The 25,603-nt window shown below is 49.6% G+C and carries 23 protein-coding genes and 1 pseudogene; 11 read left to right on the top strand and 13 right to left on the bottom strand.

All coding sequences use genetic code 11. The annotated features are described in order from the left end of the window. Positions 1-182: 182 nt before the first annotated feature. On the bottom strand, positions 183-2,399 hold the full coding sequence (gene glgB / locus BUB94_RS13380) for a 1,4-alpha-glucan branching protein GlgB (protein WP_073237892.1): 2,217 nt from the start codon (positions 2,397-2,399) through the stop codon (positions 183-185). 157 nt (positions 2,400-2,556) lie between these two features. Between glgB and BUB94_RS13375 the strand changes: the two genes are divergently transcribed. Genes BUB94_RS13375 through tgt form a run of 6 tightly spaced genes read left to right on the top strand, consistent with a single transcriptional unit; the run spans position 2,557 to position 7,444 of the window. Continuing rightward, positions 2,557-3,387, top strand: a complete 831-nt coding sequence (locus BUB94_RS13375) for a pyridoxamine kinase (RefSeq protein WP_073237901.1) — start codon at positions 2,557-2,559, stop codon at positions 3,385-3,387. Between the two features lie 14 nt (positions 3,388-3,401). Continuing rightward, entirely contained in the window at positions 3,402-3,833 is a 432-nt protein-coding gene (locus BUB94_RS13370; protein ID WP_249506585.1) for an acyl-CoA thioesterase, read from the top strand. Position 3,834: 1 nt separating this feature from the next. After that, entirely contained in the window at positions 3,835-4,353 is a 519-nt protein-coding gene (locus BUB94_RS13365; protein WP_073161504.1) for a gamma carbonic anhydrase family protein, read from the top strand. A 15-nt stretch (positions 4,354-4,368) separates the two neighbouring features. Then, positions 4,369-5,331, top strand: coding sequence for a diacylglycerol/lipid kinase family protein (locus BUB94_RS13360; RefSeq protein WP_073161503.1), 963 nt, complete (start codon positions 4,369-4,371; stop codon positions 5,329-5,331). Continuing rightward, positions 5,331-6,278, top strand: a complete 948-nt coding sequence (locus BUB94_RS17390; RefSeq protein WP_083538288.1) for a DapH/DapD/GlmU-related protein — start codon at positions 5,331-5,333, stop codon at positions 6,276-6,278. Before BUB94_RS13360 ends, BUB94_RS17390 begins: the two co-directional genes overlap by 1 nt. 26 nt (positions 6,279-6,304) lie before the next feature. Continuing rightward, positions 6,305-7,444, top strand: a complete 1,140-nt coding sequence (gene tgt, locus BUB94_RS13350) for a tRNA guanosine(34) transglycosylase Tgt (RefSeq protein WP_073237886.1) — start codon at positions 6,305-6,307, stop codon at positions 7,442-7,444. A 23-nt stretch (positions 7,445-7,467) separates the two neighbouring features. Here tgt and BUB94_RS13345 read toward each other — a convergent pair whose 3' ends face one another. The 5 genes from BUB94_RS13345 to BUB94_RS13325 all read right to left on the bottom strand — a co-directional run bounded on the left by BUB94_RS13345 (position 7,468) and on the right by BUB94_RS13325 (position 9,711). Further along, positions 7,468-8,022 (bottom strand): LiaF domain-containing protein, encoded by a 555-nt coding sequence (locus tag BUB94_RS13345; protein ID WP_083538287.1) that lies wholly within the window; start codon positions 8,020-8,022, stop codon positions 7,468-7,470. A gap of 64 nt (positions 8,023-8,086) precedes the next feature. Further along, positions 8,087-8,431, bottom strand: a complete 345-nt coding sequence (locus tag BUB94_RS13340; RefSeq protein WP_217653139.1) for a DUF3795 domain-containing protein — start codon at positions 8,429-8,431, stop codon at positions 8,087-8,089. A gap of 27 nt (positions 8,432-8,458) precedes the next feature. Further along, positions 8,459-8,734 (bottom strand): zinc ribbon domain-containing protein, encoded by a 276-nt coding sequence (locus BUB94_RS13335; RefSeq protein WP_073237880.1) that lies wholly within the window; start codon positions 8,732-8,734, stop codon positions 8,459-8,461. A 39-nt stretch (positions 8,735-8,773) separates the two neighbouring features. Next, on the bottom strand, positions 8,774-9,088 hold the full coding sequence (locus BUB94_RS13330) for a TfoX/Sxy family protein (RefSeq protein ID WP_073237877.1): 315 nt from the start codon (positions 9,086-9,088) through the stop codon (positions 8,774-8,776). A gap of 2 nt (positions 9,089-9,090) precedes the next feature. Beyond that, positions 9,091-9,711 (bottom strand): TetR/AcrR family transcriptional regulator, encoded by a 621-nt coding sequence (locus tag BUB94_RS13325; RefSeq protein ID WP_073237874.1) that lies wholly within the window; start codon positions 9,709-9,711, stop codon positions 9,091-9,093. A 235-nt stretch (positions 9,712-9,946) separates the two neighbouring features. Between BUB94_RS13325 and BUB94_RS13320 the strand changes: the two genes are divergently transcribed. Further along, the gene (locus BUB94_RS13320; RefSeq protein ID WP_073237871.1) at positions 9,947-10,147 is read left to right on the top strand and encodes a hypothetical protein; all 201 of its coding nucleotides are present in this window, start codon (positions 9,947-9,949) and stop codon (positions 10,145-10,147) included. Between the two features lie 101 nt (positions 10,148-10,248). Here BUB94_RS13320 and BUB94_RS16530 read toward each other — a convergent pair whose 3' ends face one another. Next, positions 10,249-12,105 (bottom strand): glycoside hydrolase family 43 protein, encoded by a 1,857-nt coding sequence (locus BUB94_RS16530; protein WP_073237868.1) that lies wholly within the window; start codon positions 12,103-12,105, stop codon positions 10,249-10,251. Positions 12,106-12,266: 161 nt separating this feature from the next. On the opposite strand from BUB94_RS16530, the gene BUB94_RS13310 reads away from it, so the two are divergent. After that, a complete protein-coding gene (locus BUB94_RS13310; RefSeq protein ID WP_083538289.1) occupies positions 12,267-14,300 on the top strand; it encodes a glycoside hydrolase family 30 protein in 2,034 nt (677 codons plus the stop codon). A 382-nt stretch (positions 14,301-14,682) separates the two neighbouring features. On the opposite strand, the gene BUB94_RS13305 is transcribed toward BUB94_RS13310, so the two are convergent. The 6 genes and pseudogenes from BUB94_RS13305 to BUB94_RS17530 form a co-directional block, all read right to left on the bottom strand. Then, a complete protein-coding gene (locus BUB94_RS13305) occupies positions 14,683-15,258 on the bottom strand; it encodes a flavodoxin family protein (RefSeq protein ID WP_073161493.1) in 576 nt (191 codons plus the stop codon). A gap of 158 nt (positions 15,259-15,416) precedes the next feature. Next, entirely contained in the window at positions 15,417-16,562 is a 1,146-nt protein-coding gene (gene dnaJ / locus BUB94_RS13300) for a molecular chaperone DnaJ (protein WP_073161492.1), read from the bottom strand. Between the two features lie 221 nt (positions 16,563-16,783). Further along, complete coding sequence (gene dnaK / locus BUB94_RS13295; protein WP_073237865.1) at positions 16,784-18,685, bottom strand: molecular chaperone DnaK; 1,902 nt, start codon at positions 18,683-18,685, stop codon at positions 16,784-16,786. Positions 18,686-18,802: 117 nt separating this feature from the next. Then, on the bottom strand, positions 18,803-19,462 hold the full coding sequence (gene grpE, locus BUB94_RS13290; protein ID WP_073161490.1) for a nucleotide exchange factor GrpE: 660 nt from the start codon (positions 19,460-19,462) through the stop codon (positions 18,803-18,805). Positions 19,463-19,790: 328 nt separating this feature from the next. Beyond that, positions 19,791-20,399 (bottom strand): carbohydrate-binding protein, encoded by a 609-nt coding sequence (locus BUB94_RS17535; RefSeq protein WP_371585965.1) that lies wholly within the window; start codon positions 20,397-20,399, stop codon positions 19,791-19,793. 165 nt (positions 20,400-20,564) lie between these two features. Continuing rightward, a pseudogene (locus BUB94_RS17530) lies at positions 20,565-21,869 on the bottom strand (glycoside hydrolase family 43 protein); the annotation flags it as partial. 923 nt (positions 21,870-22,792) lie between these two features. Here BUB94_RS17530 and BUB94_RS13280 point away from each other — a divergent pair. The 3 genes from BUB94_RS13280 (at position 22,793) to BUB94_RS13270 (ending at position 25,562) form a co-directional block, all read left to right on the top strand. Beyond that, positions 22,793-24,010, top strand: coding sequence for a hypothetical protein (locus BUB94_RS13280; RefSeq protein ID WP_139260243.1), 1,218 nt, complete (start codon positions 22,793-22,795; stop codon positions 24,008-24,010). A 621-nt stretch (positions 24,011-24,631) separates the two neighbouring features. After that, positions 24,632-24,841: a hypothetical protein gene (locus BUB94_RS13275; RefSeq protein ID WP_073237857.1), complete on the top strand. Its 210-nt coding sequence runs from the start codon at positions 24,632-24,634 to the stop codon at positions 24,839-24,841. Positions 24,842-24,959: 118 nt separating this feature from the next. Continuing rightward, positions 24,960-25,562 (top strand): hypothetical protein, encoded by a 603-nt coding sequence (locus BUB94_RS13270; protein ID WP_254793742.1) that lies wholly within the window; start codon positions 24,960-24,962, stop codon positions 25,560-25,562. The last annotated feature ends 41 nt before the right edge of the window (positions 25,563-25,603 follow it).

Here is a 25,603-nt window from a genome sequence, read left to right as displayed (position 1 = left end):
GAACAATCGGCCGAGAAAACGACTTGGATTTCTCACCCCATTAGAGTATATTTCTAGGCAAGTTAAACAAATTTACTTGGCGACTTAAATTCGCCTTTCATAAAAAAGAGACCTCACATGCGTGAGGTCTTTTTAAATGCTTGGATCCTTCGCGCCTACGGCACTCAGGATGACGTTTATGGTTACTTCTCCAGCTTGAAGAATACGGCGCCCAGGGGCGGGACCTGTACGTTCATGCTCTGTGCGCGATTCTGCCAAGGAATCTGTTCGGTCCAGACTTCGCCCATGTTGCCCACGTTGGAGCCGCCATAGATACTAGCGTCGGTGTTGAAGATTTCCTTCCACTTGCCGGCGGTAGGTGCACCCAGGCGGTAGTCGTTGCGGACCACCGGAGTGAAGTTGAATACGCAGAGGATTTCGTTGCCGTGGTCATCCTTACGGACGAAGCTGACGATGGAGTTGTCGGCGTCGTCGCACCAGATCCATTCGAAACCGGTATGGTAATGGTCGATTTCCCAGAACGGTGCGTTTTCCTTATAGACGTGGTTCAAGTCCTTCATCATGGCGAGAATCTTGCCGTGGCTATCCCAGCTGACAAGGTGCCAGTCCAGGGAGCGCTTTTCGCACCATTCACGGAACTGACCGAATTCGTTGCCCATAAAGTTCAGCTTCTTGCCCGGATGTGCGTACTGGAAGGCGTAGGTCAAACGGAGGTTTGCAAACTTCTGCCAGTTGTCGCCAGGCATCTTGCCCAGCATGGAGCCCTTGCCGTGAACAACTTCGTCGTGGCTGAATACCTGGATGAAGTTTTCGGAGTAGGCGTACACCATGCTGAAGGTGAGGCTGTTGTGATGATACTTACGATGGATGGGCTCGTGCTGGATGTAGGAGAGGAAGTCGTTCATCCAACCCATGTTCCACTTGTAGTGGAAGCCCAGGCCGCCCTGTTCGGGAGGACGGGTGATGCTGGGGAAGCTGGTGGATTCTTCGGCAATGAGAATGGCATGGGGAGTCAAGCGGCCCATGATGCTATTCAGGTGCTTCAGGAATTCAAGAGTATCGTAGTTGATGTTTCCGCCGTCCTTGTTGGGAACCCATTCGCCGGGGCCCTTACCGTAGTCAAGGTACAGCATACTTGCAACGGCGTCTACGCGGAGGCCGTCGCAGTGGAATTCCTTGAGCCAGTACATTGCGTTTGCAATGAGGAAGTTCTTGACTTCGTTGCGGCCCAGGTTAAAGATATAGGTGCCCCAGTGGGGGTGTTCGCCCTGGCGGGGGTCAGCGTGTTCATAGCAGGCGGTACCGTCGAAGCGGCCCAGTGCATGAGCGTCCTTGGGGAAGTGGGCGGGGACCCAGTCGATAATCACGCCGATTTCGTTCTGGTGGCAAAGGTCCACGAACTTACGGAACTGGTCGGGAGTACCGTAGCGGCTGGTGGGGGAGTAGTAACCGGTGACCTGGTAACCCCAGGATTCATCCAGCGGGTGTTCTGCCAGGGGCAGGAATTCCACATGAGTATAACCCATTTCCTTCAGGTAAGGAATAAGGGTTTCAGCCAACTCTTCCCAGTTCAGGAAACGATCCGGATCTGCGGGGTCGCGACGCCAGGAACCGGCGTGGACTTCGTAAACGTTCATGGGGCTACCAAAGACCTTGGTAGCGTAATGGGTGTACATGTACAGGTCGTCGCCCCATTCGTAACCATCCAGATGGGTGGTAATGGAAGCGGTTGCCGGACGCACTTCGGAAAGCTTTGCCAGAGGGTCTACCTTCACGTGGATGTTGCCGTCGGCACCATGGATTTCGAAACGGTACAGTTCGCCTTCACCCAAGTTCGGGATGAAGATTTCCCAAATGCCGGATCCGCCAAGCATGCGCATCTGGTGGCGGCGGCCATCCCAACTGTTGAAGTTGCCGATGACGGAAACGGCGCGGGCATTGGGAGCCCACACAGCAAAATGGATGCCCTTGAAGCCCTGATGTTCAACAATATTGGCACCCAGCTTACGATACAGTTCGTAATGGGTTCCGCTGGCAATCAGGTGGCGGTCAAAGTCAGACAGCACAGGGAGGAATGCGTAAGGGTCGGTAAGGGTATATTCAATACCGTCGCCCTGACGGATAATCAGGTTGTAGAAGAACGGTTCGTAATCCTTGTCGAGGACTGCTTCGAAGAAACCGGTATCGCCCAGCTTTACAAAATCAAACTCGAACTCGCCGTCGCAGGATTCGCCACGGATGTAGCTGGCCTGGGGCTGGTAAGTGCGGATAACAGTCTTAACACCCTTATCGGTATTCAGCGGATGGATACCGAGGATCGAGAACGGATCTTTGGTACCGAAATTCCAAATAGCCTGCATATCATCGGAAGTGAGGCTAGTAAACTGATTCCAATCCATACAAATACTCCATATTTTTGAGAGAAATATAACTTAAACTTTCTTTACAATGAGATTACGGTTTAAATATTTTAAAAAATATTAGCCCTATCACGTTAAACCTATGGATTCGCTTGGAAAATCCGTCTTCGCCCCTTTAATTACTACATTTGGACGCATGTATAAGCGAGTCCTTACGATCCAGGATATTTCCTGCTTTGGCCAGTGTTCCTCTACGGTGGCCCTGCCTATCGTTTCCGCCTGCGGTATCGAGTGTGCCGTGCTTCCGTCGGCCGTACTTAGCACCCATACAGGACGTTTCAAGGGGTACACCTTCAGGGACCTGACCGACGATTTACTGCCCATTCGAGATCACTGGGTGAAGGAAGGCATTAAGTTTGACGCCTTTTATACCGGTTATTTGGGAAGTGTACGCCAGGTAGACATTGTCCGCGAAATCATGGCCACAACCGGCAATGAGGGCGCTCTCCGCATTGTAGACCCGGTTCTCGCCGACGCAGGCAAGCTTTATGCCGGTTTCGACATGAACTTCGTTGAAGCCATGAAGCGCCTTTGCGCCGAAGCGGACGTACTGCTCCCTAACATTTCAGAGGCAAGCTACCTGACCGGCATGGAATATACCGAAGAGTATGACCGCCCCTACATTACGGAACTATGCAAGCGCCTCTGCGACCTGGGTACAAAGAGCGTCATCATGACCGGCATCGGCTTCAGGGAAGGCTACACCGGTATTGCCGTTTACGAAAACGGTGAGCTGAACCATTACGAGCACAAAAAAGTCTCAATGTGGTGCCATGGAACCGGCGACATCTATGCCTCGGCCTTTACCGGAGCCAAGATGCGAGGCAAGAGCACCATGGAAGCCGTAAAAATTGCGGCAGACTTTACCCTAAAAGCCATAGAAAATACGGTTGACGACGCAGAAAATCACTGGTATGGTGTTAAATTTGAATTAGCGATACCCACCCTGGTAAAATCATTCGAATAGCAGTCGAGGAAAAGATGGCCGAAGAAAATAGCAACTGGGAACCTCTGGTTCATACTGAAACTTTCAAGGTCACTCCCGAGATGATCGACGACAACCATCATTTTAACAATGTATGGTCTGTCCAGTGGATCCAGGACATTTCGAAGAATCACTCCGAGCAATGCGGCGGCACAGCCCTCATGCGCGAAATGAACTGCGGCTGGATGATTCGCGTACAGCATATCGAATACAGGAACCAGGCCTTCCTTGGCGACGAAATCAAGGGAACCACCTGGGTTGATTCTTTTACAACGGTAGTTAGCAAACGAAAGTGTCGCTTTGAACGAATCAGCGACGGTAAGATTATTTTTGAATCTGAGACCCAATGGGTGTTGGTGGACTTGAACCGCGGACGCCCCAAGGCAATCACACCAGAAATGGTGGCACATTACGGGACCTTGAAATAGTATGGCAAATATTATCGAGTACAAGGGCAAGAAGCCCGTCATTGGAGAGCGCGTATTCCTGGCAGAAGGAGCGCGTCTAATTGGTGATGTGGAAATCGGGGATGATTCCTCTGTATTTTACAACTCCGTCATACGAGCCGACCTGGCCGAGATCCGAATTGGCAAGCGAACCAACATCCAGGATAATGTGACCATCCACCTTTCTACAGATGTGGGCGTTCATGTCGGCAACAATGTAACCGTGGGCCACAATGCGGTTCTCCACGCCTGCACCATCGAAGACAATGTGCTGGTGGGAATGGGAGCCATCGTGATGGATGGTTCTCGCATCCGCAAGAATTCCGTGGTGGCCGCCGGGTCCCTGGTCCCTCAAAACAAGGAATATCCCGAGGGAAGTCTTATTGTCGGATCCCCCGCACGAGTGGCCCGCCAACTAACCGATGACGAAATTCGTAAATTTAACGAAGGCGTAGAACATTACATCGAAATCAAGGAAGCACTCCGTCAAGACCAGTATTAATTCTGAGGATTTTTAGTGTACAAGTTTGTTTTTCTTATAAACCCAATTAGCGGCGGTGGCCAGGGCAAGGAAATCTATAAGTTCCTGCCCGAAATCATGGCATCCATGAATTACAAGGATGACCAGTGGAAGGCTGAATTCACCGTTCACGAGGGTATGGAAAAGCAGATTACAGATGCTCTTGAAAATACAGAGACCTTGATTGCCGTAGGCGGTGACGGAACCGTTTCTTCGGTGCTGTCTGTGCTGGTGTCTTCGGAATATGCAAAAACCGTAAAAATCGGTTTGATTCCCCTGGGAACCGGAAACGACCTTGCCCGAGTTCTGAACCTTTACAAGCCGTACGTCGATAAAGGTTTGCTGTTCCTGGTCCGCCGTCTTCTCCAATCCAAGGCTCGCCCTTTCGACATCTGGAAGGTGAACGGGAAGATTGCCTTCGCCAACTATTTTTCGGGCGGCATCGACGCACGAATCGCCCACGACTTTAACAGAGACCGCTCCCAGGGCGCATTCAATTCCAATTCCGTTATCGCCAACAGAATTCATTACGTAGACCGTTTCTTTGCCGACAGGAACTACACTCTAAAACAGGGAAAAATCAGTTTTATAGACGCCGAAAACGTCGAACATTCTCAGGATGTTTCAGGGCATCGGACAGTCATCGTAGGAAACATTCCCAGTTTTGCAGGCGGGTCCCAACCGTTCTACAAGTCGGACATGGCTGACGGCCTATTAGAAGTCGTCTGCGTGCCGAACATGTTCATGTTCCTCGCAGCAATCGCCATTGGGTCCGTCCCGCTTTTAGGAAATTTCGTCAAGAAGTTTTTCCTCGTTTCAAAGAAAGCGAAGTCTCTGACACTTGATTTTGCGGAAGATGAATTTTTACAGCTGGACGGAGAAGATCTAACCGGTAAATTGGGAAATCAGGTAAAGATCGATTACGCCTGCAAAGTCAAAATTCTCTCACTGGGGTCCTAATGAAACCCGTGATTGTAGAAGGCGTTGAAATCAACGGATTCGCGTCTCTGGAAAAAGCGACAGCAACAGATATCAGTTTCTGGACCGGGAACGTCAAGAGCATTACAGGGGCAAACGGTTTTTCTGCAGACGATTTAAGCAAGTGCGAAGCCGGTGTGCTTTATGTACCCGCCAATATGCAGCAAGCCGCCTCCCAGGATAGCACCGCGGCCGACCTCCGTAAAATTTTTCCAAAGGTTCGCAGCCTGGTTCCGGTGGAAAATCCTTACCACTCCATGGTCTGCTTTTTAGAAAAATACGGTTCCGCTTTAGTGGCTGGAATATCAGGTGATGCAGCCGCTCATATTGCCCCTTCCGCAGAAATCGGTCCAGGCTGTGTAATTATGCCGGGGGCCGTCATAGGTCCTGGCTGTAAGCTAGAAGCCAACGTTGTCGTTTACCCCAATGTGGTCATAGGGGAGGGTTGCATCTTTCAGGCCGGAGTAGTAATCGGTAGCCGCGGTTTCGGTTTCTACGAATATCAGGGCAAGCGCCGTATGGTACCGCACCTGGCAGGAGTCCACATCGGAAACAATTGCAGCTTCGGCGCAAACACCGTAGTGGCCGCAGGCTTTATTTCGCCCACCACCATCGGCAACGATTGTCACTTTGACGCCATGGTTCAAATCGGGCACAACTGCGTTCTAGGTAACAATATCTTTATGGCCGCCCAAACAGCATTAGGCGGCACCACCATCGTAGAAGATGATGTGAACATTGCCGGTGGTGCAAAAGCGGCAGGTCATCTTACCATTGGCCGCGGGGCTATTATCACCGCGAAAGCCGGCGTTACCAAGAGCGTTCCCGCAGGTCGCACCGTGGCAGGATTCCCCGCCATCGATGCCGACATCTGGCGCAGGCAAATGGTGGAGCTTCGCCTCATGGCCAAGAAAAACTTGAAGAAGTAGATGTTCTTTTTCTACCTTTCTACTTGATGAACGCTAATCCCTTTGAATTGAAGAAGACGTCCAAGAAATCCAAGGCCCGCCTTGGGGTGATTCACACCGCCCACGGCGACGTGACAACGCCCATCTTTATGCCGGTAGGCACCAACGCCACCGTCAAGGGGATTACCTCCCGCGACATCAAGGAGATGGAAGCGGAAATCATTCTGGCCAACACATACCACCTTTACCTGCGTCCGGGCACAAAGACCGTGGCAGAGGCTGGTGGCGTCCAGAAGTTCATGGGTTTTGACGGTCCCATGCTTACGGATAGCGGCGGATTCCAGGTTTGGAGTCTCAAGCAGTTCCGCAAGATTACCGAAGAGGGCGTCCGCTTCAAGAGCCTGCTGGATGGTTCCATGCACATGTTCACGCCCGCAAGCGTCATGCAGGCCCAGCGGGAAATCGGTGCGGATATCATCATGGCCTTTGACGAATGTACACCGTACCCCAGCACAGTGGATGAAGCCGACGAATCCTTGCGACTGACCCTCAAATGGACTCGCGAGGCCAAGGAATGGCTGGAGGCGAATCCGCCTATCCACGGTTATCCGCAGTACTTTTTCGGCATTGTCCAAGGCGGCATGCACAAGGATCTGCGACTGAAGTCTATCGAGGCGCTTAAGGAAGTGGGTCCCGACGGTTATGCCATGGGCGGCCTCTCTGTAGGCGAACCAGTGGAAACCATGTACGAGATTGCGGACTTCTGCACCGACCATTTGCCCGAAGACCGCGCCCGTTATGTCATGGGTGTAGGCACTCCCTGGAATCTTCTGGAATTGATCAAGCGCGGGGTAGATATGTGCGACTGCATTCTGCCCGCCAAAAACGCCCAGGATGGTCTGGTTTACACCAGCCAGGGCGTTCTTCGCTACAAGAACCAGAAGTTCGCCCACGACTTTAAAACACCCCTGGACCCCAACTGCGATTGCTATTGCTGCCGCAACTACAGCCGCGGCTACATGCGTCATCTGCATAAAGCAAAAGAGCCCCTGGGGTGGACTCTTTCGGTGATTCATAATCTGCATTTCTACATTCACCTGATGCAGCAGGCCAAGGCCCACATCGCCGACGACACCTTCGAGGAATGGGCCGACGAACAGGTGAAAATCCTGCAAACCAATCTTTAGCTTGACTGCTTTACCGCTGAGCGTTAACGCTTGATGTCTACGCCGCCGAAGAGGCATTCGGCATGAATATGCAAGGTCTTGCTTGAATCTGTGACGGTAGCAGGTTTATCATTCTTTACGCCGCCGCAAATGCAGGAAGAGTAAATCTTTACTTGAATGTCTTGGGGAACGAAAATTTCTGCACCACCCATAAAGGCGTCAATCTTAATTTCAGATTCGTCTGCAAAGTTTGCATTGCGAAGGTCAAGGGACACTCCTCCCAGGAATGCATTAATCTTTGCTCCAGAAAAATCTTCACCCTTCAAGTTGTACTTATGACCAGAAAGAGTTGCTTCAATCTTCATGAAGCCTTTTTCGTCCATGGCATCTGAAGAATCCTTAACGCGCATGTGGTCGCAATGCTTATGGCGGGCCTTATGGAAAATGATGCCAATGCCGATAAGGATTACAGCAATGGGCCAAATATAGGGTTTCCATTCCATGTTAAAGAACCAGTCAAAAGATTCAATTCCCATGGCTCGCAATAACATCATTACGCCAATAGCTAGAACCAACAATCCAAAAAATACTCGTTTCATTTTTTCTCCTGAGAGGATGTTTCTTTTTACTGTTGAAACACCTGACCAAAGAAAAAATGCCACCTCATTTTAGATTTTTTTTCAATCCGCAAAGATTGCTTTTTGCATCGGCATTGTTGCCGTGAATCATCTGGACCGTTTCACAGCGGTCCATTTCAGCACATTGGCCACAATGTTCCAAGCCCTTTTCGGTACAGCATTTTCGGATGGGGCAGAGGAGACTACAGAAATAGAACTTGACACCATTGCCGCGGCATCCTGCGCAGTTGATTGTTTCCGGCGTGATTTCCGGAGCGTTATTCATCTCCGCCCACTTCTTTGCGGTCTGGGCGCGAAGTTCATTGTCGTTGTTTTTGGTGGCGATATAGGCGTCACAAGTTTCGCAGTTTAAACCGCAAATTGCAATCATTTTGGAACAGTTGCACATAAAGAATCCTTATTTCTTCCAGCGCTTCAGCATGGGGAAGTAATTCATCATCATCTGCTTGTATTCTTCCTTGGTCATGGGCTTGGGCATGTGCTTGTTCACTTCGTCCACAAACTGGGCGCAATGTTCTACCATTTCTTCCATGGTGCAATTCTGAAGGAATGCGCCATCCTTGTAGCAGTAAACGCAGTAGTCTTCGTTCTTGCGGCCATCAGCGTTGGAACCCATCACTTCTGCAGTGAGAGGCATGCCGCAGCTCTGACAAAATTTCTGATTCTGATCCATTGTAATTCTCCTTTTAAACACTTATCAAACGGAAATTCGTTACTTTCTCTTCTTCTTCGGTGTTGGTATGACTTCCACCAGTTTTTGAACTACATCACGAACATGGGACTGCTGTTCCATTTCCAGGATGTAATGTTCCCTGGCTCCCTCATAAGGGACTCCGCATTCCGCTTCTTCCATAAGGTCTGTGATTTCCGGCAATTTTTTCACGTAGGCCATGTCATCGCATGCAAGAACCACAGGCTTTTCGTCTACATAAATCATCCAGTCGCCGAACATTTTCTTTGCACGAACATCGCCAACATCACTTAAGACATCTAGAATGAAATCGATAAATTCATTGCTGCAGGACATAATTACTGCTTTCCGTAAGTATCGCCAAAGTGCTTTAAATGTGCCTTGATTTTCTTTACGATTTCTTTTTCCTTGGACGGGTCGCGGTCGTATGACTGGATCATCAAGGAAACGGGAGCGATAAATTCCAAAGCCATAATGTTAGCGTCACCTTCCACAAGCAGCCCTGTCTTCATCAGTGCCGTAAACAGCTTTGAGAATCTCTGAAGCAATCCTTCATAGCTGTGAAAGTTTGCAAGTTCTGCAATTCTTGAATTTCGAAATTGCTCAATAGTCAGAAACCTTCTCATTTTCTGGACGGTCTCATCGTGCATAGTAAAGTTGATCCTTGCGAATGTGGAATGGATCAATTCTTCTATGGAGCGGGGGAGATCATCTGTTCTATGATCAAGGTGTGCCAAATGACCGGAGTCTTCAAACTTTGTCGTGTAATAGCCACTCACCTTTGTAATGAGGGCGTCTAAAATTTCGGCCTTGCCCTTGAAATGCTTATACAACGAAGGACCTTTAATTCCTATGGTGGCAGCAATCATATCCACCGACGTACCTTCAAAACCCCTCTCTGCAAATAAATCCAGAGACGTGGCAAGAATCTTTTCCTTCGTAGAAAGCGTTTCACTCATGAATGTTCAAACTCCATTGAAGATTTTTACCGAAAGATATATAAAAAAAACAGTAAATAAACATTCTATCCTCCTTTTGACTAACGAACGTTAGCTAAAATCTAGCTAACGTTCGTTAGCCACGCAAGGGATATGTCCGAAAAAAGGTGTTTTTTGAATTCTTCGTGCTATTGCGGCAAAAAAATGTCCTTCAAAAGTTGACATCTGGAAAATGTGTAGTATCTTTTAAATACATATGGCAATGAACCATCACCTATTTACCGGTCAATGCGAATCCGTGGGTGAAACCCACGTCACGAACACTCTCTCGGCAAAGGCGAAAGCGATGCCAACCCATGCAGGGAATGGTCCCGTCAAGCGGCACCTCGTTCCCAGGCGAAAGCATGTAGCATCAGCGTCTGTAACAAAGTCTAAGGACGCCGCAGAAGAAAAGTAGATCGTAAAACGATTCGTTTTTGACGCCTCCCACGAGGCAACAAAAAGCCCGCGAATTCAGCTGAACTCGCGAGCGGTTTTATTGCGTTTTCTAAATGTACCTTATTGACGGATTCTTTGAGTATGAACTTGTCCGTTATTCAAGAATTCCCTGCGAAGGTACATACCAGGCTGCCTGGGCTTTCCGGGCAGCAGTTTTCCGTTCATGTTGAAATATTGGACACGAACAGGAACTGCGGAGAATTCTACGTTCCAGCGGCCAATACTTTCCGTTGTATCGGCGAGCGTTGTGTCAGGTTCCTCCGGTTCCACATAGGGGTGTTCCGGATCGTTTACCACCACCTTGATTTTCTCGTAGCTCTTGCAGCCCGTTTCATTGGTATATTCTACGGTGTAAATGCCGCTATTCTGCCACTGCAAATCATTCAGGGCGACTTCGCGGGTGGTTGCACCAAATTCCGCAGGACCGCTCCAACTCCAAATCTTCCCGTCCCAAGGATGGGGGCCAAAGGTAATGCTGCTACCCGGTTCCACCAAAAGGTCTGTAGTCTCTGTCCAACTATCCCCAACCTTTACATAAGGCACAATCTTTGTTCCAGAACAAGGCTTCACAGCCACCTGGCCGTCATCCAACTTGGCAACAGTTTCAGGAATATCAATCACCTTGGGCTCGAAATCCGCAGTGGGGAAGGCCTTCATCAGGGCAGCCGTTTCTTTGGCGGTAATGGGCAGCACGGTGCCGTGGCGAGGCGTAAATGCCCCGGCCATCTTGGTATCCTGCACAAAGGTAAAGTTGGTCAGGTCGGGGCTGCTGGTGAACTGATAGTGGCCGTTCATGTAGCAGTCGTACATCAAGATCCAGGAATCCTGATTGATCAGCTTAAAGACGCCAGCGCCTTCCACCGCTTCCTTGGTCTGCTGCAGAGTGCCGCTGGGCTTGCTCCACTGGGAGCCTTCCTTGCCAGCGGGGGCCGTCAAAGTCTTGGCTGTAGTCTTGCAAATGCCGCCGTCGCCCTCGTTCTTGAAGAAGGCATGGTAAAGTCCGTCGTTATCGTTGTAGACGATGTCCATATCGATGGTGGCGGAACCGCGGTCAAAGAAATAGGTGGGCTTGCCCAGCACATCGGTAAAGTCGTCGTTGGCGTACAGGTAATAAACCTTATCGTAGGGAATGGTCCCGTCGTTGGTCAGCAAGGAGAAATAAATCATCAGGCGGCCCTTGCTGCCGTCGGCATTTTGATAATCCTTGTCCCAGATAGTTTCGGGAGCCCACACGCGAGTCACGTTGGCAAAATTAGTACCCTTGTACTTGTCCGGGAAATGAACCGTACTGTGAGTCCAGCTGACCAGATCCTTGGAGCGCATCAGCACCATGCCGCGATTGCTCGACCAACCTTCGGCACTCTTCATGTCGGTATTTACCATGTAGAAATAGCCGTCGGGTGCGCGCAAAATATGGGGATCACGAAGTCCCTTCTTCAGGGCGACCGTATCGGCGGCCACCACTCGCTTGCCACCATTCATGGCAGCAAAATTGTAACCGTCGTTACTGATGGCGTAATAGATATTCTCGTTGTCGTTGGCCGGGAAATAAATGAAAAGATAGTTGGAATAGGGTTCGTAACCGTGAATGGAAACGTCGAACTTCTTGGTTTCAAACTGGGTTCCGTCGGTCACGTTCACAGACAGCTGTACCGTCTTATTCTGGTTGACGAGGCGGGCTGCAATGGTTCCGTCGTTCTTCAAAAAGGTGGTATCGCTGGAGGTCCAGTAAAAACGCATGTTCTCGCAGCCAGAAATCCCCGAACCGTTGGCCGGCAACTTCAAATCCTTATAAAGATTGGTCAGAACACCGTCAATTTTCAAATTGGACGCACAATCCGAGACGCTGGCAGCGCTAGCAACTCCAAAAACCGAGGCACACACGCCAAAAACAATCAAAAACCTCTTAAAATTCATAAAAACCCAACCTATCTGCGCGGCAAATGCCTTGCTTAATGGGAATATATGTTTTATAAGGCGCTCTAGTAAACCAAAAGAACATTTTGATAGGATAATTTGTCCATGGGGGAGGCATATTTTTTATCCGTTTTAGAAGAAAATAATAGATTTTTATGTTCATGAGATTGGGTAAAAAGTTTATTGGGGCGGCTGTGTTTACGGCTCTCGCTTTTGGCGGGGCAAACGCACAGACCAAGGTTGTGGTGGATCCTGGCAAAAAGTACCAGCATTTCGAAGGCTGGGGCACCAGTCTTTGCTGGTGGGCGGAACTGGCCGGCGGCTGGAGCGAAGCCAATTACACCAAACTTTTGGGAGCCATTGCAGACCCGGATTCGGGCCTGGGCTACAACATTTTCCGTTACAATATCGGCGGGGGAGACCAGCCGGGACATAATCACCTGACCAAGGGCGACGGAGGAGCCGCAATTCCCGGGTACAAGCCCACTGAAAAAGGCGATTTCGACTGGACCGCAGACCCCACCCAACGAAACATCCTTTTCGGCCTAGCCAAGAAGGTAAAGAATCCCATTTTCGAAGCTTTCTCCAATTCCCCTCCCTGGTGGATGACCAACAGCGGCTGCGTTTCTGGTGGTGTCAACGGCGCAGACAACCTGAAGTCCGATTACTTTGACGATTTCGCCGACTACCTTTCGGAAGTGGCAAAACACTTCAAGGAAGAATGGGGCATTACTTTCCGCACGGTGGAACCTTTCAACGAACCTAGTGCAGGCTGGTGGAAGGCCAACGGCGACCAGGAAGGCTGTGGCTTCAAGAACAAACAGTCCGAAATGATTGTGGAACTGGGGAAGGCCCTCAAGAAAAAGGGACTCTTCCCGGAAACTTCCGTCAGTGCCGCCGACGAATCCAACATCGGTGACGCCTTGGCCCGCTTCAACAGCTATAGCGACGAAGCAAAATCCTATATGTTCCAGGTGAACACTCACAGCTATTCCGGCTACGATTCCCGCGGCAAGCTGTATAACGCCGCCTTTGCCAACGACAAGCGTATTTGGCAGTCTGAATCCGGCCCACTCCATCGTAGCGGCGACTTGGATATTACCCTCTGGATGGCGGACGTGATTCTCCACGACTTGCGAGACATGCACGCCAGCGCTTGGGTGGATTGGCAGCTTTCTGACCCGGCGGAGAACTGGCGCACCATTACAGCAAATCACAAGAGCCAAACTTTTAGCTATGCACCCCGTTATTACATGCACGCCGCCTTTAGCCGCGCCATTCGCCCAGGCTCCCGCTTTATCGATAGCGACAACAGCAACACCCTGGCAGCTATCCGCGAAGACGGTTCCTTGGTGCTGGTGGTATTGAATACTGGCAGCACCGATGCGAAATACACCTTTGATTTGAGCAAGTTTGACGCCGTAGGAACCAAGGCAAAAGTCAATCGCTTTACCTTGCCTGCCGCATTGAAGGCAGATGCTGACATCGCTATCTCGGGTGGTTCGCTGAATGTTACCGCCGCGGCCCAATCCATGGTTACCATGATTATTGATGGTGTGAAGGGCGAAGGAAAATGTGCTGCAGATACCATTATTCCTTACGTCAAGATTCACGATGGCAGCTGGAACGAAACTACAGAAATTACAGTCAATCCCGGTGATTCTCTGGTTATTGGCCCTCATCCTTGGGATGGTGGCCGCTGGACTTGGAGTGGCCCTGATAACTTCTATTACTTGGGTCGCGAAGTCCGCTTCAAGAATTTACAGTGGCAGAACAGCGGTTACTACAAGACCACATTCGTCAATGGCTCCGGTTGCGAAAGCAAGATGACCTTCAAGCTGGTGGTGAACGATCCGGAACACCCGTTTGTGGAACCCGATACAAGTGTGGTGGATACAAGTACCGCCGACACCTCCGTTGTCGATACGACTGGTCGCGACACCACGAATTCAATCATCGTTCTGCAAGCTACACCGCAATTCATTCATGTATCAAGAAGCGGGGGAGACCTGCATATCACTGCTCCAGTTCAGCCCATGCAATTGACAATCCATGACCTGCAAGGTGTTCTGCTGACCCGTCGCCAGATTAACGGCCCTGCCACTATACCCTTGGGCAACGCCCCTCGCAAAGGCTACATCGTACAACTCCGGAACCAATCCGGCCGCAGCATGTACTTGAAGGTTGTTCGCTAATTTAATTCACACATTTCTATTTTAAATCGTTACTTCTAATTCGTTCAAACGCTGATTCTGGCGGTCCAAACAATACGTTTTGCCCATTTAGACCGCCAATTTTTCAGCTAAAATTTTGAAGGGTGGCGGTCCAAACCAAAAAAAATGAAATATGGACCGCCATTTACTCACTTACAAACCAGAAAAAACATCATTTTACACTTTACAGAAATACTTCAGAAGGGAAAATGGCTGTCTAACCCCTTAAATTTCGTTTTTAGACAGCCAACATGTTTAAAAAGTGAAAAAAAACGGCGGTCCAAATAGAACTTTCGCACATTTAGACCGCCATCAACATTCTAGCACCTTCCCCCCAATACAGGGGGTAGGATGGCATCTTCAATCAAAGTAGTTTTCTTGCCGCCTTCCGGCATTTCATAATCTCGCTATCAGTCAAGCCCTGGCGCATATGGGTGCCGCCTTTCTGCACGGAGCCCACAATCTTGAAACCGCTCCAGCCGATCACTTCCTTGATGGCCCGCACCGCGCCAGAGGTCTGCTTAAACAAAACGTTAAAGGGCCACGGGGTAGTACTGGTGCTTACAATAACAGCCTTCTTACCTTTCAATAAAGGTTTGGGGAATCCATGCCCGCTGTCATCCAACATGCCGTAGGCCATTCGGTCAAACAACACCTTCAGCTGCCCCGTCATATTCCCCCAATAGCAAGGAGATCCCACAATCAGTCCATCGCATTCCTGAATCTTGCATAGAACTTTTTGGGAATCATCTTCTGCCAGAACGCATTTGCGCTCACTGCGGCATTTCATGCAACCGATGCAGGGGCGAACCTGCAACTTGCAGACATCAATAAATTCCACTTCTGCACCGCTGGCGACAAGCATGTCTTCCATGACGCGAAGCATGGAGCTGATGTTTCCCTTTGGGCGGGGGCTAGCATTCAAAATCAAAATTTTCATAACAATCCTGCTCACTTACCTCTATTAAACACCAATAGGTAAGAGATGTGTTACTCATAAAAATAAAATCTAACCATAAAAAATCCCCGGGGCTTTTATTGCCTCGGGGACTTTATAACTAGATCCTTCGACTTCGCTCAGGATGACACCTAAAAGTGTTACTTGAACAGATTCTTCATCTTTTCGAGGAAGCTCTCTTCCTGGGCGGTTTCCTTGTCCTTGCGGAGTTCGGCCAGCTTCTGGTAGAGTTCCTTTTCTTCCTTGGAAAGATCCTTGGGAATTTCAACGCCGATTTCGACGTAGAGGCTTCCGCGGTCTCCACGCTTGTTCAGCGGGTACAGTCCCTGTTCACGGAGACGTAGGATGCTGCCAGCCTGAGTGCCGGCTGCAATCTTGATCTGCACTTCGTCGCCTTCCAGAGTAGGAATGCGCTGGGTACCGCCAAGAACCAGGCGATGTACGGGAACCTTCACTTCACAGTGCAGGTCATCGCCTTCGCGGGTGTAGAAGTCATCGGGCTTTTCCGTCACTACGGCAAGCAAGTCGCCGCAGGCACCGCCACGAGGACCGCAGTTACCTTCGCCACGGAGGTTCAGGTACTGTCCTTCGGAAACGCCAGCCGGAATCTTGATGGAGATTTCTTCGGTTTCCTGCACACGGCCTTCGCCACGGCAGTTGGAACAAGGCTTTGCAATGACTTCGCCCATACCGTTACAAGTGGGGCAGGCACTTTCAGAAATCATCTGGAAGAAACCGCCCGTTGCACGACGTACTCGGCCGGTGCCGTGGCAAGTGCTACATTCAGTAACATTTTCGCCACCCTTGCCGTTACATTCGGTACAGGGAGTATAGCGCTTCAGGCGAACCTTCTTGGTGCAACCTTCGAAGATTTCCTTGTAGCTCAAAGCAACCTTGATCTGCAAATCGTTTCCGCGGGGAGGGCCTGCCTTACGGCTACGACCACGGCCACCGCCGCCAAAACCAAAGCCACCGCCAAAGATATCGCCAAACTGGCTGAAGATGTCTTCGAAGCTTCCGAAGCCACCGCCGCCAAATCCGCCACCGCCGAAACCGCCACCAGGAGCGTTAAAGCCGAACTGGTCGTAGTTCTTGCGCTTTTCCGGATTAGAGAGCACGTCGTAAGCTTCAGCAGCTTCCTTGAACTTTTCTTCAGCTTCCTTGTCACCCGGGTTCTTATCCGGATGGTACTTAATGGCAAGCTTCTTATAAGCGTGCTTGATTTCGTCAGCACTTGCGTCCTTACCGACGCCTAGAACTTCGTAATAATCTCTTTTATCTGCCATATAGCTCGCTCCTTCGGAGCTTTCAGGTCGGTCACCTTCGGCTCCCTTTGAGCAATGAGGTCGCACCTTACGGTGCTTTGAGGTTATTTAGAACTTTATAGCAAAAAGGTGTTCCTGCCTCAAAAAGACAGGAAAACACCATTTGCAAGGCCTGCTCACAACTCATACCTCAAAGCGTAGCGCCCTGAAAGCGAGCTTGCGAGCGACCTCGTACCTGTTAATTAGTCAACAACTTCAGCGTCGACAACTTCCGGACCGTCGTTCTTCTTGTCGGACTTCGGCTGTTCAGAAGCACCCGGCTGAGGACCCGGCTGTGCACCGGCAGCGCCAGCAGCCTGAGCCATGGAGTTCATCATGTTCTGGAGCTTGTCCATAGCGGCCTTGATTTCTTCCTTGGTGCCGTTGTCCTTCTTGTCCTTGATTTCCTGGATAGCAGTTTCAATCTGAGCCTTGGTGTCGGCCGGCAGCTTGTCGCCAACTTCCTTGAGCTGAGCTTCGACCTGGTAAGCCATCTGTTCGGCCTGGTTCTTGACGTCCACCAGTTCGCGCTGTTCCTTATCCTTGGCAGCGTTAGCTTCAGCGTCCTTCACCATCTTGTTGATTTCGTCTTCGGAGAGGCCACTGGAGGAAGTAATCTTGATGGACTGTTCCTTGCCGGTTTCCTTATCCTTAGCGGAAACGTGGACGATACCGTTGGCGTCGATGTCGAAGGTCACTTCGATCTGAGGAACGCCGCGGGGCTTCTTCGGGAGGTCGGTGAGGTCGAACTTACCGAGGGTACGGTTGTCGCGAGCAAATTCACGTTCACCCTGGAGAACGTGGATGGTCACTGCCGGCTGGTTGTCTTCGGCGGTAGAGAACACCTGGCTCTTCTTGGTGGGGATGGTGGTGTTACGGTCGATGAGCTTGGTCATGACGCCACCGAGAGTTTCGATACCCAGAGAAAGCGGGGTCACGTCGAGGAGGAGCACGTCCTTCACAGCGGAGTCGCCGCTAAGAACTGCACCCTGGACAGCAGCACCGATTGCCACAACTTCGTCGGGGTTCACAGTCTTGTTGGGTTCCTTGCCGAAGTACTTCTTAACAGCTTCCTGAACGGCCGGGATACGGGTAGAACCACCAACCAGGATCACTTCGTCGATTTCAGACAGGCTGAGGCCAGAGTCTGCAATAGCCTTGCGGCAGGGTTCCATGGAACGTTCCACCAGGTGAGCGGTCAGCTGGTCAAACTTTGCACGGCTGAGGGTCAGGTCCAAGTGCTTCGGGCCAGTGGCGTCAGCGGTGATGAAGGGGAGGTTGATGTTGGTAGAAGTAGTTGCAGAAAGGTCAATCTTTGCCTTTTCAGCAGCGTCCTTCAAACGCTGGAGAGCCATCTTGTCCTTCTTCAGGTCGATGGAGGGATTTTCCTTCTTGAATTCGTCGTTGATCCAGTCGATGATGACTTCGTCGAAGTTGTCACCGCCCAGCATGGTGTCACCGTTGGTGGACTTCACGGAGAACATACCGTCGTCGATTTCCAAAATGGAGATATCGAAGGTACCACCACCGAGGTCATACACGGCAACCTTTTCGCTCTTCTTGGAGTCAAGGCCGTAGGCGAGGGCAGCAGCAGTCGGTTCGTTCACGATACGGAGAACTTCGAGGCCAGCGATCTTACCAGCGTCCTTAGTAGCCTGGCGCTGAGCGTCGTTGAAGTATGCCGGAACGGTAATCACAGCCTGGGAAACGGTTTCGCCCAGGTAGTCTTCTGCAATCTTCTTCATGGTCTGAAGAACTGCAGCGGAAATTTCGGGAGGAGCGAACTGCTTGTCGTCGATCTGCACGCGGATAGGATCGGAACCGGAACCAACGAGCTTGTAAGGCATGTTCTTTTCCACAGCGGAGCATTCGCCAGCGGAACGGCCCATGAAGCGCTTGATGGAGTAAATGGTCTTTTCGGGGTTGGTGATTGCCTGACGCTTAGCAACGTGGCCAACCAGACGTTCGCCAGTCTTGCCGAATGCGACGATAGACGGGGTAGTGCGGAAACCTTCTGCGTTTGCGATCACTACGGGCTTGCCACCTTCCATAACGGAAACGCAGCTGTTGGTTGTACCAAGGTCGATACCAATAATCTTGCTCATTTTTGAGTCTCCTATTTAAATCTCTTGTGGTTCATTTTGCGAACCAATCTGTTTCGCCGAACTAAATGCAAATTCCGTGCCAAACAGCAAAACGTTTTAATTTGAAACAATTCCTTATTATGCCTTGCCAGATGAAACAATCACCTTGGCGGGCTTCAGGATTTTATTTTTCAGTTTGTAACCCTTCATAAAGACCGTCACCACGTGATTTTCGGGGATTTCTTCGGAAGGCTGCTGCATCAGGGCTTCGTGGCAGTTGGGGTCGAATTCCTGGCCGGTGGGGTCCAGCTGTTCGAGACCTGCGTCGGTGAGAACCTTTGCAAACTGATCGTGGATCATCTGCATGCCCTTTTCGAAGGTATCCAGGTCCTTGGCCTTGTTTTCGGCGGCAAAGGCGCGTTCGAAGTTATCCAGAACTTCAGAAAGCTTTTCCAGGAGCTTGCCGTTGGCGGTTTCAATGATTTCAAGCTGTTCGCGGGCGCTGCGGCGGCGGAAATTGTCAAATTCGGCCATCAGACGCAGGTTGCGGTCGTTGGCGGCAGCAAGTTCAGCCTTCAGGGAATCCTCGGCGGAGGGAGCCTGTTCTGCGGCAGGTTCAGCCGTTTCAGAAGCCTGGGCGTCGGCAGGGGAGTCCTGGGTTGCAGATGCTTCTTCGGAACTGGCTTCGGCATTGGCCTCGGCTTCCATTTTCATGGCGTCCTGGGCTGCCTTAAGTACATCTTCTTCAAACTTTGCGCGTTCTTCAGCGGAGGGTTCCTGCAAATTTTCGTCGGCCATATTAATTCCTTGTGTTTAAATTTCATCCATATTTTGCAAAAAACGTGCCAAATGGATTATCAGAAAGAAATGTTTCTATTTGAAACAATGACGAAATCAAGCTAGGAATGGGATTTTTTATAAAAAAAATGAAGAATTTTGCAAACAACTGTTTGCAAAGTGAACGTCCAACCCCCAAAAACGCCCTCAAAAGACGTCAACCTTGCTAAATTCATGCCGCCGGAAAATCCGGCACATTACAATCAAACATGATAGTAGTGTTTTCAGTAAAAAAAGTCCCACCGGGGAAGTGCGCAGCCCCAGTGGGATAAATAACGGAAAGGTTAAATTATCGTTCCAAGTTGATTCTTAAAGCCCGTCCCGAGGCGTATCGGACTATGTAAACTCCATTATTGAATCCGGCGTTTCTCAGTTCCGTCTTAAAATCAACAACCAGGGATGCATCGTTCAGCTTGAACTTTCCAAGCTGATGTCCCATCAGGTCAAAGACCTTGAATTCATGCAATCCCCTCTTTGCCAGTCTAGGGGATTCCATCAAAAAGTCTGTATGGAGTTCCGCAGTGCCAAAAGCAATCTTGTCAAGATTGACATAGTCGGTCGTCATTAGAACCTTGAGCACATGCTCGCCCTTGGCCAGTTCCTTGGTAGTCTTGCCCTTGAATGTGGTGTACACGTCGAAATCTCCGGTTCCCACCAGTTCCAGTTCATCGGTGATAGGTTCATCATCCATGAAGAGCTGGATACCGGCGCGCTCCATGCCGGTCGCGTAGGAAATCTCGTAGGGGAGGGCTTCGTCAACTTCCACATTCACGGTGTATTCCAGCCATTCACCCCTCTGGGTGTAACCGATGGCATAGCCATCGCCATTTTCGCTCTTGATGGCAACCACGTCAACCCGGTCTTCGCGGTACTTTCCACCCTTGTTTTCTGTATCCATGTCGTAGTAGGCCTTGCCGGCGCCGCCCACATCGTAGTTTTCGAATTCGATGATGTTCTTCTTGCCTTCGACCGTAGCCCCGATAACCGGCAATTCGCACTCGGCTTCGGGATCCTTCAGCAAAGCTTCGCAGAATGGGCCCTGGGGAACCGCAGCCTTGCTGTCTTCAAATTCCCAGTAATCAGCCTCGAAATCTCCAGCGAACATGAAGAATACGTCATGCTTGCCAACGGCTCCTTCGGCAGGCACAGTCACAAGGCCGTCCTTGGAGAATTCAGCCTTAGCAATTACGGGACCATCCACCTTGTCCAGGCGAACCGTAACGGAGGACGCCTTCTTTACCGTCAAGACAGAGGCTGAGAAAGATTCTGCACCGGCGTCACCGAATTCCACGCCGCTGATCTTTGTGTACTTGCCGTCGGTAAGATTGGTAAGAACCGTATTGCCGGCGGCACCGCTCTTACGGACCTTCACTTCTTCGCCCCAGGACATGGTTTCAGCTTCTACGCGCTTGTAGGGGTTGAAATCTTCCAGCTGGGCCACGCCATTATCCGGCCACCAGTCGATCTTCTGGATAGTACCGTCGGCATTATACTTCATTTCGGCAACGCCAACAGAACGGCGTTCCTTATGCTGGAATTTTAGGCCCATTTTGTCGGATTTTTGATGCCAAAGTTGATAATGATGGCCAAAGACGTAGGATTTTCCCTTATAATCAATAATACCCGGATGGTTTCCGTTGCTGCGGGAGGAGTGGGGCATAATGTCGCCCTTGTAGGTCCAGGGACCCGTGGGGGAGTCGCTCATGGCGTAACCGATACCTTCGGCACAACAAGTGGAAGCAAAGGCCATGTAATAATGGCTGTCGTGCTTGTAGAACCAAGGGCCTTCCTGGTAATCTTTGACCTTGGGGTGGGTAACAATATTGCCGGAAGTGCTGATCATATCTTCGTTAAGCTTGATCATGTAGAGATCCGGATTGCCCCAGTACATGTAGGCCTGACCGTCATCGTCAACCCATACGGTGGGGTCGATATCGTTCCAATGTTCGCGCTGCCAAACCAAGGCCTTGTTCAGAGGTTCCTTAAAGGGGCCGTAGGGATTATCTGCCACAAGGACAGAAATTCCGTTACCATGAATGGGGACGTACATGTACCATTTGCCATTGCGGAATACAACCTGCTCGGCCCAAGCGCCATTGGTCCTGGTGCTCCACTTGATATCGTTTAGGGAGGCCACAGCCCCATGGCTCGTCCAGTTGACCATGTCCGTAGAAGTATGCAACAGCCAATCGTACATCACGAACCCTTCGGCGTCATCTTCGTCGTGGGTCGTGTAAAGGTACACCGTGTCCCCATGCACCATGGGAGCCGGGTCTGCCGTGTAGTTAGTCGTGATTATTGGTTGCTGTGCAAAAGCTGCACAAGACAGAGCCAACAGGGAAGAAACCGACAAGAGTTTTCCAAACATCTTTATCTCCAAACATCGTTATCACCACGAGACAAAGATATTTCCTTTACAGGTGTATAAAACTCTCCAGAATACAATCCCTTTTGCAAAAAATTCAAAAGCCATATTTTATTTTCAATGCAGGGGGAATTTCCACGGTGAGCGCGGACGAATTCCACGGGAAACTGGCCAAAACAGTTCAAAAACGTGGAAAAACCTTTGCACCGTCGGTACAGCCGGCTTAAAAACCATCCTACAAGACCTTCACAGGATCCTCGAAAGACTCTGTCAGGAGCCTTCTCAGAGGTCTTGCAAGACCTTGGCAGATATTGGCGCGGAGGCCTAGAATTGCCGAAATTTGCTTGGATTCGGCAATTTTCACTTATGACTAGCCCAGGAATCCTTGTCAGGATCTTACCGAAAGTCTAGACATGAAATAGGCCAGCGCGTTAGCGGCTGGCTCCTGTAAAATCATGGGGAAGCGTGGAAAAATCCTTCGCACTACGTGGAAAAATTTGTCGCACCACTACATAGTGATCTACTGAAGCTAAGACCAATATAGCTATAAGATTGGTATTTGGCTGGGGGCTTACCAAATAAAAATTAAACCTTATTGACATTGCAAAACCGGAATGCTATAATTGTCTTGTCGGGTAATCCCGACGGTTGATACAGTCGCCAAAGTGCTGTAGCCGCGATGCCGCTCAGGTTAGTGGCCTCTAGCGGTGTATGATATGCCATGTGAATCCATGCGGATGTGATCCGCGAAGCCTCGGCAGGCCTCCCGAGCAAATACCTAAAAATACGGAAGTAGTTATAAACTACATGAAGAATGGTTCAAGTAAGACGGAACCATAGCTGGAATTTTACCCTTTGTGCAAGGTGGTGTCTTACCCGAGAAATCGGAGCCTTCGCACATGGGGTTTTTCTTTTAAGGTATTTGTATGGAAGAAGATGAACTCCCAGCAGATTATACTGAAGAAATGCTGGTCCAACCGTGGACCGGAACATCGGATGATGACATGGATAAAATCGGTAGCCGTTCGCGTCGAGACATAAAGTACGCCATGGCCACCATCGTTGCTGATCTGTTCTTCCTAAAAGACGTCCTAGAACATGGACATAACGTTGTGCTTGGGACGGAGAGCCGTTTTGTACTTGTGCGTCTTAAGCAACCAACCGACTTACAACGGATTGATGACTTTACAGTCGTTGTCGGAAACCGATATGTCATCCGCGAAATGGATCGCGAAATTCTGAGTGCAAGCGAGTATAGCCATGCCGCGATTGCCCTGTACAACGACTGTAATGCATCAGGTGTCAAAGCAACAACTACTTACAGTGACGGACGAACTGCGTATAAGTATACCATTCACGGATGTCCGCAACAGAAAAGCGAATGGGTTGACTTCAGTAGCCTTGAAGGATTCAGGCAATATTGTTTGCCCGGTTTTATAGGCACGGTGTATCACGAAGTTGATCCGCACATTCTAAAAAGCTGCGTAGAGGAGGAGTTTCCGCATACAGTAAGCGGTTTACTGCGTATAGTCGGATGCAAGAACTATGCAGGTCCCAATTTCAGTATAAACCTGCAGCTTAGAAACTATCAGTATGCAGAAAAGGTCATAGAACGCTGGGCGTACAGCATGTGCGGATTATTTCTATTGAATGTCACTCTAGGATGTGGGTACTCATCCTTTAGCGCGCGAGCTCAACTTCTGCGTTATTCGTTAATTACATTCGGCATGCATTTTCCTGTAGCCATCGAAATTACAAAAAAGTATATGGACAATCAGAAACAGGATGGAAAGCCTGCATACAGGAAACCAATGGATTTACAGAAATTCATCCAGTTCCATGGAAAGCATTACAAGCCATTCAAACAACGAAAGGGTATAGTAAAGCAGGGTGCTTTGTCTTCGTTCAAGTCAAATAAGACTTTGGCTCAGGAGATCGGATGCTCGTCAAAGACCATCCAGAGAGCGCGAAAACGTGATGGGGTTGCAAGGAAATCCGTCATTGACGGCGTCCTTGACGCCCTTGACGAAAACCGCGTATATGAGTATGATGGTAAACTTGACAATGCTACCAAGGTTGCCATTGGGAGATATAATCGGAAATATACAGAGCAAAGGATTACCATAAAGAAACGTACTTCGTAGCGGTAGATGTTTCTAATGCATGAGCAACGGGCGAAAGCGAGTTGCTCTTTTTTTTTAAGGAAGATGGTACAAGATGGACATTTAAGGGAGTGGTACATGTACCCAGGATTATAGTACAGAATGGACAAACACAGAGTGTATTTATATAGACATATTACTGTCCACTTTGTACCAGAATGTCTCAGAGAATGCACGTAGTTGCATGAGGGAGAGGATGATTACAGATAGGTATAGGACAGATGGGAGCGTGGACGTAATAAATAGCTATCGCCCTGAGTCTCCGTCCCAGGGACGAAGATTTAGTCATTGTTCAGGAACTCCCGCATCAGTCTCCGCTACGCTGCGACTATGCGTCCGTTCCTCAACGCGACAGATCAAGTATCCCTGTCGGGATGTCTTCCTTGAAGGATTCCTTCAAGTGAATCTACACTCCAGTAGACAGATTATCACTCTGACGGAATCATTGACTACCATACGCTTTCAGCGTTATATCTGTCATGAAACAGTCAGACTTGATAAAACCATTATGACAATTGACTACGCTGTTATCCTAACGCCTTGAAAAAATGAGAATAGGATCGTATAAACTATAGATAGACTGTTAGCAAAGTAGGACATGCTATGGCTTTAAGTAAAGAAGATCGTGCTTTCTATAACGAAATTGCCTTGAGTTTCGAGGAAATGGCTGATTCGTGGTTGAATTTAAATTCAGAATACAGAGATTACTTACATATAAAAGCAATCAATTTGAGACACTACGTTGAAACTGATGGAGCAGAAAAGTGGGAGGATCCTGTAGAACCGGATTTACCTGAGTTGGACAAATGGTAGTTTTTTCCTTCTATTATGATTCTTGCCCGACCTAGAAATGGGTCGGGTTCTTTTTTTTCAAAATGTCATTTTTCGGCATCGGTTTCGATGTATATTACCCTTTTCAGGGAGGATGCCTATGGAAATGATGAATACTGTGATAGCTTGGTTTGGGTGGGGTGATGGGGTTGGCGCTATAGCAGCTATTAGCGGTATCGTGTCTATCGCGGTTCTTCTTGCGCCTGTTGTGGTGGGTCTAGTTTTGTACTGCATTCAGCGCATTGAGATTGCCCTGCTTAAGTGCATAAACGTGGATTTTGCGTACTGCGTCGCAAACTTTGGGACATTCCCTGGCCTGGCCATGCATGAACTGTCTCACGCCCTGTTTGGGGTACTGTGTGGTGCGGAAATAGATGAAATCGTACTGTTGGAATCTGATGATGAACGATTAGGACACGTCAGCTACTATACACGCGGTCCTTGGTTCCTTCAGGCCATCCAGCATACCCTTGTAGCATGCGCGCCTACGGTCATTGGATGCGTTCTTGGCTACCTCCTGCTGCAATACATCATCGTTGAACAGCATTCTGTATGGGGTTATATCGGCCTGGGTTATTTGCTTGTTTCCATGATCAATCACGCTACCATGAGCGATACCGACCTGGGTCACTACGTTCAGGGCTTCTGGATATTCATTTTACCGTTGTTCTTGACATTCTTCGTGACTGGAATGCTAATTTGATATGCTGCGCGTCAGTATCCGTTGGTGATTGGTCGTTGCCA

It is taken from the genome of Fibrobacter sp. UWH9 (assembly GCF_900129715.1).
In the GTDB taxonomy this organism is placed as follows: Bacteria; Fibrobacterota; Fibrobacteria; order Fibrobacterales; family Fibrobacteraceae; genus Fibrobacter.
This window is presented reverse-complemented; position numbering and strand designations above follow the sequence as displayed.